This window comes from Salinibacterium sp. NG253 (genome assembly GCF_015864945.1).
Classification (GTDB): Bacteria; Actinomycetota; Actinomycetes; order Actinomycetales; family Microbacteriaceae; genus Rhodoglobus.
Genome location: NZ_JADYWF010000001.1, coordinates 1,443,260 through 1,457,504, shown reverse-complemented (window position 1 = coordinate 1,457,504; position 14,245 = coordinate 1,443,260). Strand labels below are relative to the sequence as shown.

10 protein-coding genes are annotated in these 14,245 nt (G+C 62.1%); 8 read left to right on the top strand and 2 right to left on the bottom strand.

Annotated elements, in window-relative coordinates; all coding sequences use genetic code 11:
* Positions 1–33 precede the first annotated feature (33 nt).
* From I6E52_RS07070 to I6E52_RS07060, 3 genes are read left to right on the top strand one after another with little or no spacing between them, the layout of a single operon-like run.
* Positions 34–1,167, top strand: a complete 1,134-nt coding sequence (locus I6E52_RS07070) for a YbhN family protein (protein ID WP_197155764.1) — start codon at positions 34–36, stop codon at positions 1,165–1,167.
* On the top strand, positions 1,164–3,728 hold the full coding sequence (mgtA, locus tag I6E52_RS07065) for a magnesium-translocating P-type ATPase (protein ID WP_197155762.1): 2,565 nt from the start codon (positions 1,164–1,166) through the stop codon (positions 3,726–3,728). The genes I6E52_RS07070 and mgtA overlap by 4 nt, the downstream gene beginning before the upstream one ends.
* A gap of 36 nt (positions 3,729–3,764) precedes the next feature.
* Positions 3,765–4,175, top strand: a complete 411-nt coding sequence (locus I6E52_RS07060) for a PGPGW domain-containing protein (RefSeq protein ID WP_197155760.1) — start codon at positions 3,765–3,767, stop codon at positions 4,173–4,175.
* Positions 4,176–4,259: 84 nt separating this feature from the next.
* Here the strand turns inward: I6E52_RS07060 and I6E52_RS07055 are convergent, their stop codons facing one another.
* Positions 4,260–4,802 (bottom strand): NUDIX hydrolase, encoded by a 543-nt coding sequence (locus I6E52_RS07055; protein ID WP_197155758.1) that lies wholly within the window; start codon positions 4,800–4,802, stop codon positions 4,260–4,262.
* A gap of 182 nt (positions 4,803–4,984) precedes the next feature.
* Between I6E52_RS07055 and kynA the strand changes: the two genes are divergently transcribed.
* The 5 genes from kynA (at position 4,985) to I6E52_RS07030 (ending at position 13,541) form a co-directional block, all read left to right on the top strand.
* A complete protein-coding gene (kynA, locus tag I6E52_RS07050; RefSeq protein WP_197155755.1) occupies positions 4,985–5,842 on the top strand; it encodes a tryptophan 2,3-dioxygenase in 858 nt (285 codons plus the stop codon).
* Complete coding sequence (locus I6E52_RS07045; protein WP_197155753.1) at positions 5,839–6,996, top strand: amidohydrolase family protein; 1,158 nt, start codon at positions 5,839–5,841, stop codon at positions 6,994–6,996. Before kynA ends, I6E52_RS07045 begins: the two co-directional genes overlap by 4 nt.
* The gene (locus I6E52_RS07040) at positions 6,993–8,258 is read left to right on the top strand and encodes a kynureninase (RefSeq protein WP_197155744.1); all 1,266 of its coding nucleotides are present in this window, start codon (positions 6,993–6,995) and stop codon (positions 8,256–8,258) included. Before I6E52_RS07045 ends, I6E52_RS07040 begins: the two co-directional genes overlap by 4 nt.
* Positions 8,259–8,264: 6 nt before the next feature.
* A complete protein-coding gene (locus I6E52_RS07035) occupies positions 8,265–9,083 on the top strand; it encodes a PaaX family transcriptional regulator C-terminal domain-containing protein (protein ID WP_197155742.1) in 819 nt (272 codons plus the stop codon).
* Positions 9,084–9,281: 198 nt separating this feature from the next.
* Positions 9,282–13,541, top strand: a complete 4,260-nt coding sequence (locus I6E52_RS07030; RefSeq protein WP_197155740.1) for an ExeM/NucH family extracellular endonuclease — start codon at positions 9,282–9,284, stop codon at positions 13,539–13,541.
* A gap of 137 nt (positions 13,542–13,678) precedes the next feature.
* Here the strand turns inward: I6E52_RS07030 and I6E52_RS07025 are convergent, their stop codons facing one another.
* Positions 13,679–14,203 (bottom strand): hypothetical protein, encoded by a 525-nt coding sequence (locus I6E52_RS07025; RefSeq protein ID WP_197155738.1) that lies wholly within the window; start codon positions 14,201–14,203, stop codon positions 13,679–13,681.
* Between the last annotated feature and the right edge of the window lie 42 nt (positions 14,204–14,245).

The following is a 14,245-nucleotide window of genomic DNA, read 5'->3' as shown; positions in this document are numbered from 1 at the left end:
CACGCCGTTTCTCGCTACCAGAAGAGGTCTTCTGTGAATCCGCAGTCTGAGGGGGAAATCACTCCGGGGGCGATTTCTTCGCATCGCCGCGGGCTTCCCACTCATCGGGTCCCGCTGTGGTTGCGAATTGTTCTGACGGTGGCCGTTCTGGTTCCGGTGCTCTGGTTCTTTGTGATCCCGCAGTTCTCTGATGCCGAAGAATCATTTGAGGCAGTGAAGGATGTGTCGCCGTGGCTGATCGCCGGCGCTCTGCTTCTGCAAGTCCTTTCGCTGGTGTCGTATAGCTCGTTGAGCGGCACTGTGCTCGGATGGGGAAAGCTTCGGTTTCGCACCCTCCTGCGCATTGACCTGTCGGACCTCGCTCTCAATCACACTCTGCCCGGGGGAGGAGCTACAGCGGCCGTCGCTAGGTTCCGTTTTCTGACGGCGGAGGGCATCCCACCCAAACGCGCGCTCAGTGTTGCTGCAGTGCAGGTCGCGATCTCTAATGTGGCGCTCACGATGGTTTTCGGTGCGGGCATCGTTCTTGCGCTCGCGCAAATTCAGGGCGATACGAGCAACTATGTGCTCGCCGGTGTCGTCGTCGTAGTGCTCGTGGGTTCGCTAGTGGGTGGCGCGTGGCTACTGATGGCTCGCACGGAGGGCGTGGCGCGGTTTGCCTCAGTGCTCGAACACCGCTTTCCTTTCGTGGGCAATCGCCTTTCGGGGCTCGTGAGGTCCATCGCTGGCGATCTTCGCACCCTCGGCCATGACCGGCGCAGGCTCGTGTTGGCGGTGCTTTTTGCGCTCGGCAATTGGCTCTTCGACGCCGCTTCGCTGTGGGTGATGCTTGCTGCGTTCGGGCATCAGCTAGCTCTCGGTCCACTCCTGACCGTGTACGGGGTGGCAAGCATCATTGCGCTGCTGCCGCTGACTCCGGGCGGGATTGGTTTGGTCGAGGGAATCACGGTGCCCGCGTTGGTCGGGTTTGGGGTGCCACAGTCTGCCGCGTTGCTTGGAGTGATCGGATGGCGCGTGTTCGAGTACTGGCTGCCGATCCCGGTGGGTGCCGGCGCCTACCTCTCGTTGCGGTTGAGCCGCCACCGTCGAGCCGCCCTCAAGCGCCACGCGTCCAAGAGCAAGCCACCCCACACCGAGCACGACCGTAGCCTCAGGAACCCTTCATGACCGCAGCGTCAAACCAGAGCATTTCCGATGGCAACGCGAGTGCCGCTGAGCCTGAGTCGGCATCCCCGTTTTGGGCTTCTGATGCGGAGAGCCTGCAAGCCAGTCTCGGCAGCAGTCCGGCTGGCTTGAGCTCAGAAGCCGCTGCCAGCATCCTCGAACGCGTCGGCCCCAACCGACTCAACACTCGCGCCGAGGACTCAGTGTGGCGTCTGCTAGGGAGACAATTCATTAGCCCGATCGAACTCATCCTGATTGCAGCGACCATCCTTTCTGGCGCGCTTGGCGACTGGACGGATGCGGCGATCATCTTGGTCATTTTGTTGCTGTCGGGCTTGCTCGGTTTCTCTCAGGAGCGCAACGCTGGTCGAGCAATGAGTGTGCTGCTGGCCACCGTCGAGGTCTCCGCTGTGATCACACGAGATGGCACGAACGCGGATGTCCCGGTCGGCGAGGTCGTGCCGGGAGACATTGCGATTGTCTCGGCTGGCGATCTCATCCCCGGCGATTGTCTTGTGCTGAGTTCGAATTCGTTGACCGTGGATGAATCCGCGTTGACGGGAGAAACGTTTCCATCCGAAAAAGTGCCGGGTATCGTTCCAGGCGGAACACCGCTGACGGGGCGCAGCAATGCGGCGTTCCTCGGCACCCACGTCTCCAGCGGCATGGGGACGCTGCTGGTGGTGCGCACGGGCGGCGCGACAGAGATCGCATCGATTTCCGACCGGCTCAATTCTCGGCCGCCGCAGAATGGGTTCGAACGAGGGATGACGTCGTTCGGCGTTCTGCTGACCAGGCTGATGGTCGTTCTCGTCATCGCGATCTTCGCCATCAACCTCATCTTGCAGCGCCCGATCATTGACTCGGCGCTGTTCTCCTTGGCGCTCGCGGTCGGGCTGACGCCACAACTGTTGCCGGCGATTGTAAGCATCAGCCTTGCTCAGGGCGCGAAGATGATGGCGCGCACGCGAGTGATCGTGCGTCGTCTTGACGCTATTGAGGATTTCGGTTCGATGACGGTGTTGTGTTCAGACAAAACCGGAACGATGACCGCGGGCGAGATTGAGCTTGCTAGCGCGATGGACCTCGAGGGGACGCCCAGTGTCTCCGTGGGGGAGTTGGCCAGCCTCAACGCGGGACTGCAACTCGGGTGGAAGAACCCGATCGATGCCGCGATCGTCGCCGCGCATCCGGTTCCGGCGACAGCGATAGCGCTCGATGAGATTCCCTACGACTTTCTGCGCAAACATCTCAGCGTGCTGGTGCGTCGCGGGCCAACTGAGCAATCGATCCTGATTTCCAAGGGTGCACTCGATCCGATCCTCGGGGTCTGCACGCATGCCGCCGTGGCGGCGGGCACCGTACCGATCGCAGAAGTGCTCGCGGGCATCCAGCAGCGCTTCGCCGAGTTAAGCGCCCAAGGCTTCCGGGTGTTGGGAATCGCGACTCGCCAATTCTCCGACCACGAAAAAGTCACGCCCGGCGATGAATCGGGGATGACCCTCGTTGGACTGCTGACGTTTGCGGATCCCGTGAAGCCGGATGCCGCAAGCACCTTGGCGGACTTGGGCGCCAGCGGGGTGTCGGTGCGGATGGTCACCGGAGACAACCGACTCGTGGCGTCCCATGTTGCGCAGCAGGTCGGGCTCGATGTCACCACGGTATTCGCGGGGGACGATATCGATGCCCTTGATGATGCTGCGTTGGCCACCGCCGTTGTTCCGGTGAAGGTCTTTAGCGAGCTGAACCCGGTGCAGAAAGAGCGCATCGTGCGTGCGTTCCGGGCCGCGGGAGAGGTCGTCGGCTATCTCGGTGACGGCATCAATGATTCGCCGCCGCTGCACGCTGCCGATGTCGGCATCTCGGTGAACACTGCCGTTCCCGTTGCAAAACAGTCTGCGGCGATTGTGCTGCTCGACAAAGACCTGCGCGTGATTCTCGATGGCGTTCTTCAGGGGCGCCGCACGTTTGCGAACACCATGAAGTACATCTTCATGACCACGAGCGCCAATTTTGGCAACATGCTGAGCATGGCGATCGCGGCTCTCGTGTTGCCATTCCTGCCGCTGCTGGCTGGCCAGATCTTGCTCATCAACTTGCTGACGGACTTGCCGGCGACGTTCATTGCTACAGACTCTGTGGACAAGGCGCAATTGCGTCGACCGCAACGGTGGAACGTGAAGCTCATCCGCAACTACATGTTCGTCTTCGGAGCCCTCAGCTCGGTGTTCGATCTGGCAACGTTTGCGATTCTGCGATGGGGCTTTGATGCTGAGGCGCCGGAGTTTCGCAGTGCCTGGTTCCTCGCTTCCATCCTCACCGAGGTTGGCGTGTTATTTGTGCTCCGAACGCGCGGGCGGTTCTATCGCAGCACGCCAAGTCGCTGGCTCGTGCTCTCCAGCATCGCTGTCGTGATCGTGGCAATCGCGATTCCTTACTCACCAGTCGCAACGCTGCTGCAGCTGGTGCCCATCCCGTTTGAACTGCTGGTGTTGGTGATCCTCGTCGCTATCGCGTATGTCGTGACGACCGAATTAGTGAAGCGGATTTTCTGGCGTCGCTAGACGAATGACAGCAGCAGCCACTCGTAGAATCAACCTATGAGCCAGAAACAAACAGTCGCCGCGCGTGCAGGCGTGGCGGTAGGGCACGCGGCAAGTTCCGCTGCTCATGGAACGCGCGAGGCGATCCGCAAGAACCCCAAGGCAGACCGTGTCTATCGCACGACTGTCGGTGTCGTCGGCGGCACGACGGTCGCTCTTGGTGTGGTGTTGATCCCGTTGCCCGGGCCAGGTTCTCTGGTGGCGATTGGCGGGCTCGCGCTTCTGGGCACCGAGTTTGAGATGGCAAAGAAAGCGAGCGGCAAAGCGAATGCCCTCGCCCGCAAGGCACTTGCCGCGGCCAACGAGAAGCGTAAACGGCGGGCGGCTGTGCGGGCTGCCGCCGATGCCGATGCCGATTCCGATGCTGCAGTTGCTGGCGTCGGCGACCACGACGCTTCCGGAGACTGAGCGCTCTCGTTCAGTGACCGTGGTGGTGTGCTCGCAGCACGGCAGCACCGCAGCACCGAAGCCACAGCGCTAATCGGCGCTTGGCTAGTTGGAGGCTCTGCCGGCGATGCTGTTCACAACAGCGGCGATTCTCGCCGGGAAGCTGCTGGGAACATTCTTGGGGAGAGCGTTCGTGGCGAACCACCGCACGTCTTCGCTTTCGTCGCTAGCCGCGAAGTTGACATCCGCGGCGGCGATCGCGACGAATCCCACATCCCAGTGAGCAGCACACGCGAAACCGCCGTGGAGCTCATGACGGTCGAGGTCGAGGATCGCGTCGGAGCGCAGAGCGAGTTCGGCGATGCCGGACTCCTCGCGAGCTTCGCGCAGGGCGGCATCCGCGATCGATGAATCCTGTGGTTCGATGTGGCCACCGAATTGAACCCAAAACTGTCCTTTGCGGTGAAAGCACAACAGCACGCGCTCGAGGTCAGGGGAGAAGACGAAACAGGATGCGGTCACATGTTCTGGCCCGCCATCGCGCTCGAGCGCATCCGAACCACCCGCCCTGATGAAGGAGAGGTAAGACTCGCGCGCGGGTGAAGCGGGGAGTGCTGCAAGGCTGGTCAGGAAGTCGTCGACTATCACTTGGCCATTATCCGATACGCAGGTCTCGGTCCCGGTCCCGGTCCCGGTCCCGGTCCCGGTCCCGGTCTCGGCGTCGGAGCGGCAACCGTGGGAGACTTCATATGCACTCCTGCAGAGCAGTTGTGCAGAAACACGCGAACATAAGTGTGGCGGCCGTCGTAAAAGTGCAATAGGGTGTCGGCATGTCTGATAACCACAGCGAGCGTGCCCTGGAAGACGAGATTGTCACCGACTTTAGTAAGCGGATGTCGTACGGCTCGTATCTGGAACTCGACACGCTGCTGAGCGCGCAGACTCCGCAAAGCACTCCTGAGCATCACGATGAGATGTTGTTCATCATCCAGCATCAGACCACCGAGCTGTGGCTCAAGCTCGTGATCCACGAACTCACCTCGGCCCGCGACCTCATCGCGAGCGACAACCTCTCTATTGCGCTCAAGCGCATTGCTCGCGTCAAGCACATCCAGCGAACCCTCACCGAGCAGTGGTCGGTGCTCGCGACTCTCACGCCGAGCGAGTATTCGCAGTTCCGCGACTACTTGGGCAGCTCATCCGGATTCCAGTCCTACCAGTACCGCGCGGTCGAGTTTTTGCTCGGCAATAAGAACGCCGGCATGCTCAAGGTGTTCGAATCGCAGCCTGAAGCCCACGCCCTGCTCAGCAAGCTGCTCGCCGAGCCCAGCGTCTATGACGAATTCTTGCGCTACCTCAGCCGTCACGGCTACGAGATTCCCGATGCCGTACTCAATCGCGATGTCACGCGCGGTTACGAGCAAAACGACGAGCTCATCGACACCTTCCGCCACATCTACGACAACGAAAGCGAACACTGGCTTGCCTACGAAGCCTGCGAAGAGTTCGTCGACCTCGAAGATAACTTCCAACTGTGGCGCTTCCGCCACATGAAAACCGTCATGCGCATCATCGGTACGAAACGCGGCACGGGCGGCTCGAGCGGCGTCGGCTTTCTCCAGAAAGCTCTCGACCTCACCTTCTTCCCCGAACTCTTTGCCGTGCGCACCGAGATTGGCCGCTCGTGAGCGAACAACCAACCCCGCACGAGACTCCGGAGTCGGCGCTCGCCGTCGATTACGCCGTTGACGGCTATTGGCTGCGGGAATGGCACGGCCCCGCCACCGTTCGAGTGAGCCCCCACGGCATCCGAGTGATTGCGGATACCGCAAGCCCGACCGCACACCGTCTTCCGGGAGTGCTTCTTCCGGGCTTTCGCGACGCGCACGTTCACCTCGGATTGATCGAGCCGCGCGCTCTCATCGCTGGCGGCCTTGCCGCCGTCGACGACTTGGGCGGGCACCCTGAGCGTCTTCAGGAGTGGGCTGCCGACGAGACGGTTCCGCAGCTGCACCATGCGGGAGCTTTTATCACCGCGCCTCACACGTACCCGGCGAACCGGGCCTGGGCGGCGACCCTCGCTGTCGCCGAAGTGCAGACCGGTGAGGAGGCGATGGCGGCCGTCGCGCAACAACTGGCCGCAGGGGCAACCTTTGTGAAAGTCGCGCTCAATGCTGAAGAGGGGCCCGTGATCGACGATGACACCTTGAGCGCCCTCATCGAGTACGCCCACAGTCGGGGAGCTGAAGTGGTCGTGCACGTGCAGGGAACTGGCCAAGCCCGGCGAGCATTCGCTGCCGGGGCCGACCGCCTGGCACACACGCCCTGGACCGAGAAACTCAGCGATTCCCTGATCGAGGAGATGGCGCAGCCGAACTCCCGCTTTCTTTCAGGACGTCACTCGTGGATCAGCACCCTCGACATCCACGGTTATGGTCAGCGCGGCCGTGACTTCGCCACCGCCAGCGATAACCTGCAGCGCTTTCATGCCGCCGGCGGCATCATCCGCTACGGCACCGATCTGGGCAACGGAGACCTCCCGCCCGGCCTCAACCACCGCGAACTGACCGCACTGCAGGATGCCGGCGTGCGTTACGACGCCCTGCTGCGGGCGCTGTGCTTGCCCGGTTTCGGCAGCACCGTGAGCTACCTCCCCACCGTGCCGCGCGCGGATGCCGACCTCGCGTCGTGGCTCATGACCGCCACCGTGGTGACCGCCCGCGAGCTGCTTCACCCCAGTTTTGCGGAGGCCGCAGCCGCTGCGCACTCTGCTCGGAACAGCGACGATGTCGTCCCTGCCGCAACAACCCCCATCCCGACCACATGGAGGATCGACCTATGACCGAGATCACCGCATCAACCAGTGCGCACCCCGATGCTGGCGCACCCATCGACACGAGCGCCGCGGCTGCCACAGCGCTCGATGCCGCTGACCCGCTGAAGCAGTACCCAGCCAAGTTCGTGCGATCCGCCGAAGTGCGTGCCTACCTCGACGGCAACTCGCTCGGACGTCCCACCATCGCGAGTGCGGCCCGCCTCGCCGAGTTCGTTGACGAGCAATGGGGCGGCCGTCTCATCCGTGGCTGGGATGAAGCGTGGTACGAATTGCCTCTCACGCTCGGAGACCGTCTCGGCGCTGCCACTCTCGGCGCTGCCCCAGGCCAGACCTTCATCGGCGACTCGACCACTGTCGTGCTCTATAAGCTGATTCGCGCTGGTCTCAGCGCCCGCCCCGAGCGCAGCGAGATCGTGATCGACACCGGCAACTTTCCGACCGACCGCTACCTAGTTGAGGGCATCGCCGCCGAGCTCGGCAAGACGCTGCGCTGGATTGACCCCGCCCGCGATGGGGGAGTCACCGCCGCCGAAGTAAAGGACGCGCTCAACGAGAACACGGCCCTGGTCGTGATCAGCCACGTCGCCTACCGCTCCGGTCACCTCGCCGATATGCCCGGCATCACCGCCCTCGCGCACGACGCAGGTGCGCTCGTGCTCTGGGATCTCTGTCACTCCGCCGGCGTCGTCGAAACCGAACTCGACGCGTGGGGCGTCGACCTTGCAGCCGGCTGCACGTATAAATACCTCAACGGAGGCCCGGGTTCCCCCGCCTTCGGCTACGTGCGCGCCGAGCACATCGAGGCCATGACGCAACCGATCCAGGGCTGGATGGGCAGCAACAACCCTTTCGAAATGGGTCCAGGTTATGCACCGCACCAGGGCATCCGTCGCTTCATCAGTGGCACGCCCTCGGTCGTTGGTTCGCTCGCCATGCAAGACATGCTCGGGCTCATCGAAGAGGCGGGCATCCCCGCGATCCGCGCCAAGTCGGTCGCTCTCACCGAGTACGCGCTCGCGCTCGTTGACGAACTGCTCGTGCCGCTCGGCGTCACCGTCAGCTCGCCGCGGGATGCCGCCGAACGCGGCAGCCACGTCACGATCGACCACGAGAGCTTCGCCGCCGTGAATGCCGAACTCTGGAAGCAGGGGATCATCCCTGACTTTAGGCGGCCCCACGGCATCCGACTCGGACTATCGCCGCTCAGCACAACCTTCGCCGAAGTGCAGCTCGGCATCGACGCCGTTCACGCGCAGCTCACCAAGTAGCCGCGCATGATTCTGGATGACTTCGACTCCCGCCCCGGAAGTGCAACAGCTTTACTCCGAACGTTTGTGGGCTCGCAGCTGCGTCAGCTGGGTGGCTGGATCTCGTCGGCGCATCTCGTGCGCATCATGGAGGCGCTGGGAGTCTCTGCCAATGGCGCCCGCAGCGCCATCGCACGAGTGAAATCAAAGGGCCTTCTTGTGCCTGAAATGGTCGACGGCCAGCAGGGCTACCGCGTGAACGAGGATGCCGTGCCGATGCTTGAGAGCGGCGATCGCCGCGTCTTTAGCTTCCGCCAGCAGCGCGAAGATGACCCGTGGTGCCTGATCTCGTTTTCGATTCCGGAGTCACGCCGCGACGAACGCCACCAGCTTCGTCGCAGACTCGGTTGGATCGGGTGCGGCACCGTCGCTACCGGTCTCTGGATTTGCCCCGCCCACCTTAAGCCAGAAGTGTTGCGCATTCTAGAAAACCTCGAATTGAGCGAGTGCGCGACGCTATTTATTGCGGGCCGGCCCGAGACGACTCAGTCGTTTGCGGATGCCGTAGCCCAGTGGTGGGACCTTGATCGGTTGCGTGAATTGCACAACAGTTTTCTCGCCCAGCACTCCGCTCTGGTGGGTCCGGCGTCGACCGATGCTGAGGCGTTCGCGTGCTACATCCATGCTCTCGATCAGTGGCGTGTGATCCCGTATGTCGATCCGGGGTTGCCGGATTCGGCGTTACCGGAGGAATGGCCGGGGCGAGCAAGCATCGATCTTTTCGGTCGCCTTTCGCGCACCTTGGCGGCGCGGGCGCACGCTTTTGCGCGCAATAGCGCTCACTGACGACGGCGTCGACGTGTGCTCCGTGCGAGCAAACCCCCGAAGTATTGGTGCGCGCATTTCGCACAAGAACAACGGGTTACGCGCACATGAGCATTTCGTTTAAAACCTTGGAATGAGCTGTGGGCGGGGCTATCGTCTCAGATACCCCTGTTATGGGGTAGACCGCCGATTTCACAATTCATAAGGGGACTGCCCGCTATGTATCCACGAAGCAGCAGGCCAACGCGGCTCACGATCGGGGCTCTTGCCACGTCGTGCGCCATCGCGTTGACCGCGATCACCGCTCCGGCCGCCCTAGCCGCCGAAGCTACATACACGATTGCCGAGGTGCAAGGCACGTCAGCCTCCAGCACCATTGTCGGCACCACCGTCACCGTTGAGGGTGTTGTCACCGCTGACTACCGTGGGGCCTCTGGCTACCGCGGCATCGTCATTCAGACTCCCGGATCTGGTGGGGCGAGCGACGCGACCCCCGGCGCCTCCGACGGAATCTTCGTCTATCTCGGCAGTGCAGATCCTGCCGTCTCCATCGGAGACAAGGTCACCGCGACCGGCCCCGTCGGTGAGTACTTTGGTCTGACGCAGCTCGGTTCCGGCACCACAGTTGAGCTAGTGACTGCGGCCGCCGACTTGGCTCCCGAAGATCTGGTCGAGGCATCTGCTCTCGACGCCAGCGTCGTCGGTGACGACCGTGAATCCCTCGAGTCGATGCTCGTTGCCCCCACCGGTGACTACCTTGTCAGCTCGAGCCACCAGCTCTACAACTACGGCACCCTCTGGCTCAGTCCAGAAGAGCTCGCCGTCAAGAGCACCGAGACGACGGATGCCGGAGCCGACGCCGACGCGATCGCCGCCGCTAACCGTGCCAGCCGCATCCTTCTCGATGATGGCTATAACATCCAGGTTTCGAGCAGCTCTCACCCCGGTGAGCAGCCCTACTTCTCGGCAGACACTGTTGTACGCAACGGTGACACCGTTGAGTTCCCCGCGAACCCTTTCGTTCTGAGCTACGGCTTCGACGACTGGCGTTTGCAGCCGACCATCGCGATCAACGATGCGAGCCCGGCGGAGTACCTGCCCACGTTCGAGTCGACGAACCCGCGTGAAGAGACTGCGCCTGAAGTTGGCGGAGACTTCAAGGTTTCGGCGTTCAACGTCTACAACTACTTCACGACCCTGACGAGTGAAGACTCGGATGCCCGTGGTGCAGACACTGCTGAAGAGTTCGCAATCCAGCAGTCGAAGATCGTTGCCGCTATCAACTCGCTCGATGCGGATGTTGTTGGCCTTATGGAGATCGAAAACTCCATCAAGTTGGGTGGCAACCTCGACGAAGCGCTCATGGACCTCGTGGGTGCACTCAACGCGGCAGCCGGAGCCGGAACGTGGGATTACGTTTCGACGCCAGCAGCCCTGAACGATGCAGCCATCACTGACTTCATCACGAATGCGATCATCTTCAAGCCGGCCGCTGTTACGCCAGTGGGCGACAGCTTCACGCAGGTTGACGAGACCGTCTGGGATATCGCGCGCGAGCCGATCGCTCAAACTTTCGAGTCCAACGGTGAGCTGATCACTGTTGTCGCTAACCACTTCAAGTCAAAGGGCGGTTCGGGAACCGAGCCGACCGACGGCCAAGGCTTCTTCAACACTGAGCGTGTTGAGCAGGCCAATGCCGTCAAGGACCTTGTTGACTCGATCTCGGTTGACGAAGCCAAGAGCGACCAGGTAGTGCTCGTCGGTGACTTCAACGCCTACTCCGAAGAAGACCCCATTCAGGTCTTCACCGAGGCTGGCTACGTCGACACTCTCGCCGCCGAAGGTGACAACGAGTACACCTACACCTTCGATGGTGAACTGGGTTCGCTCGACCACATCATCGTCTCGCCGTCGCTCGCCGATCACGTGACCGAGGCTGCCGTCTGGAACATCAACTCGCCTGAGTGGTCTGACCGTGGTTACGCTTACGCGGCAGCCGAGGCCGGCACGGTGTTCCGCTCCAGCGACCACGACCCGATCAGCATTGGCCTCAGCACTGAGGCTGCGCCGGTCGAGATCGAGATTCTCACCACGAACGACTTCCACGGTCGTATCGAAGTTGACCGCGGCATCCCGGGGGCAGCAATGCTCGCCGGTATGGTTCGCTCCTGGGAGTCGCAGAACCCCAACACCACATTTGTGGGTGCGGGTGACTTCGTCGGTGCAACGACGTTCACGTCATTCATCCAGAATGACCAGCCCACGATCGACGTGCTGAACGAAATCGGGCTCGACACGAGCTCCTTCGGTAATCACGAATTCGATCAGGGTCGTGCCGATGTCGACGACCGCATCTTGGATGCCGCCGACTGGCCTTACCTCGCCGCCAACCTGTACGACCGCGACACGAATGCGCCGGCCTACGACGAGTACTTCCTGCAAGAATTTGAGGGCGTAACCGTCGGATTCATCGGTGCTATCACCGAAGACCTCGAAGAGCTCGTCAGCCCTGCTGGCATCGCCTCCCTCGAAGTTCGCGGTGTGGTCGAAGAGGTCGACCGCGTTGCGGATTACCTCACCGACGGTGACGACTCGAATGGTGAAGCAGACGTTCTCGTTCTGCTCGTTCACGAGGGTGCGGCATCCACCGATATCGCTAGCTCGATGGATGACTCGGCCTTCGGTCAGATCGTCACCGACCTGAGCCCCAAGGTTCAGGCAATCGTGTCTGGTCACACCCACTTGGCGTACGACCACGAGATTGAGATCGACGGCATGGACAGCCCGCGTCTGGTGATCTCTGCCGGACAGTACGGTTCGTTCTACGGTCACTTCGACCTCAACGTCGACCCGGCAACCATGGAGGTTCTCGAGTTCAGCGCTGAGGTGCTGCCGATCGAGGGCTTCGAGCCGGACGCCGCTGTGCAGGCCATCGTTGACGAAGCCACTGCGGCTGCGGCAGAGCTCGGCAACGCCAAGGTCGGAGAAATTTCCGACAGCATGTATCGTGCGGTGCAGACTCCAGTAGAGGGAACCGAGTTCCCCGAGAACCGCGGTGGAGAGTCGACCATCGGCAACTTTGTTGCTGACGTTCAACTGTGGGCGGCATCCAACTCGGGTGCAGAGATCGCCTTTATGAACCCCGGTGGTTTGCGCACAGACCTCCTCTATGAGGCATCGGGAGCGGGCGACGCCGACGGCGAAGTCACGTACCGCGAGGCTGCGAACGTGCAGCCCTTCGGCAACACGCTCACGACGATGTCGCTGACCGGTGCTCAGATCAAGTCGGTGCTCGAAGAGCAGTGGCAGCCGGAAGGCGCGCAGCGTCCGTTCCTCAAGCTCGGTGTTTCGGAGGGGCTCACGTATTCGTACAACCCCGCCGCTGCGCAGGGTGAACGAGTGACCGCGATGTACCTCAACGGTGTTCCGGTGGATGTCGCAGCCAGCTACACGGTGGTCGCTAACTCCTTCCTCGCGGCCGGTGGCGACAACTTCGCTACTCTCGCCGAGGGCACGGATCGCGCCGACAGCGGCCGCGTTGACCTGCAGTCCATGGTCGAGTGGTTCGAAGAGAACACGATTGCTGACCCGCCGCTTGAGCAGCGCGCCATTGGTGCTGTTGTTTCGGCTCCGGATGCAGACGGCTACAACCCCGGAGACGATGTCACGCTCGACCTCTCGTCGCTCACCTTCAGCCGCGGCGGCTCTGACGCCACCACGGTCGAGGTTTCGGTTGATGGCAACGTGCTCGGTTCGGCGACGATCGACCGCACCATCGTCGACACCACGGATGAGCAGGGTCGCGCAACAGTGACCGTCACGATTCCAGCCGGCACGCCTTCGGGCACGCTCGCGCTGACCGTCATGGTTCCGGGAACGGACACGGCGGTTGTCGTGCCCATCGAGGTTGCGACGACTGTTGAGGCCATCGAGAACACGAAGGCCCCGGGCATCCGCGGCAACGTGCAGGTGGGCAAGACAGTCAAGGCCACCAACGGCAACTGGAGCGTGAAGTCGCCTGACTACAGCTACCAGTGGCTGCGGGATGGTGCACCGATCGCTGATGCAACCGATAGCCGTTACCGCATCACGACCGAAGACATCGGAACCGAGCTGAGCGTGCAAGTCACGGCCAGCAAGGACGGTTACTCGGATGGTGTTGCTGAATCTGACGCTCAATCGGTGGAGAAGATCTCGTCGAGTGTTCGCTCGAGCCTCTCCTCCTGGTTCGTCTGGGGCAACCGCTCCGTCACGGCGGATGCCAGCGTCTCGGTCGGTAAGGATGGCACGACCGCGGGCGAGGTGACCTTCTATGACGGTCGCACCGCTGTCGGCACGAGCACGGTGGACAAGCGCGGAAATGCCTCGCTGACGCTGCCGAAGCTGAGCCGTGGCATCCACTGGATCTCGGCCGAGTACTCCGGTAATGACCTCGTGGAGTCCAGCACAAGTTGGCCGCGACTGGTGTTCGTCTTCTAGGCGAATATCGGTAGCTAACCGAAGAACGCGAAGAGGGCCCCGCACAGCGCGGGGCCCTCTTTCGTTTGCGTCCTGCGACTACACCATCACGGAGTAAACCCGCGCGATGCTGTGGGGCCGCACGCTCTGAGCGTTGGCTAGAGCAGCGACGTGAGGTAGTCGGCGCCGGGGCGATCCGGGCAAAGCGAGAGAAAAGCGCGTACGTCCGTTTTCTGGCTCGAGGTGAGATCGGTGAGATGGAGGTAGCCATTGTCGGTGATTGCGCACTGGGCATAGAGGGCGCCAACCTGTTCGATGCCACCCGACAGCACTGGTCCGGCGATCTCCACAGCGTCGAGTTGCGCTTGGGTATACACGGTGCCGTGTTTGATCTCCAGACACGAGACGACGGCGGGGCGGTATTCCCACACTTCTTCGAAGCTCTCGAACTCCATGGGAACTTCTGTGCGAATCCCGGATGATTCATCCTCTACAGAGCAGCGGTAGCTGAAGCTAACTTCCTCGTCCGCCGCGTCGGTAGGGCGCGGAGTGGCGCTACTCGACGGTGATGCTTCCGCGGTGGCGGCAGAGGTCGATTGCGCGGTTGAAGATGGGGAGTCAGTCGCGCATCCGCCAACAGTAAAGAGGAGAGCGATCATGGCGATGGAGACGGTGGGGCGCATTCCATGATTATAGCGAGATTCATTCACTTAGAGGTGCGTCAT

Coding starts and splice junctions, on each gene's coding strand:
- mgtA (WP_197155762.1), top strand. CDS start 1,164: ATGACCGCAGCGTCAAACCAGAGCATTTCCGATGGCAACGCGAGTGCC.
- I6E52_RS07060 (WP_197155760.1), top strand. CDS start 3,765: ATGAGCCAGAAACAAACAGTCGCCGCGCGTGCAGGCGTGGCGGTAGGG.
- kynA (WP_197155755.1), top strand. CDS start 4,985: ATGTCTGATAACCACAGCGAGCGTGCCCTGGAAGACGAGATTGTCACC.
- I6E52_RS07040 (WP_197155744.1), top strand. CDS start 6,993: ATGACCGAGATCACCGCATCAACCAGTGCGCACCCCGATGCTGGCGCA.
- I6E52_RS07035 (WP_197155742.1), top strand. CDS start 8,265: ATGATTCTGGATGACTTCGACTCCCGCCCCGGAAGTGCAACAGCTTTA.
- I6E52_RS07030 (WP_197155740.1), top strand. CDS start 9,282: ATGTATCCACGAAGCAGCAGGCCAACGCGGCTCACGATCGGGGCTCTT.
- I6E52_RS07025 (WP_197155738.1), bottom strand. CDS start 14,203: ATGCGCCCCACCGTCTCCATCGCCATGATCGCTCTCCTCTTTACTGTT.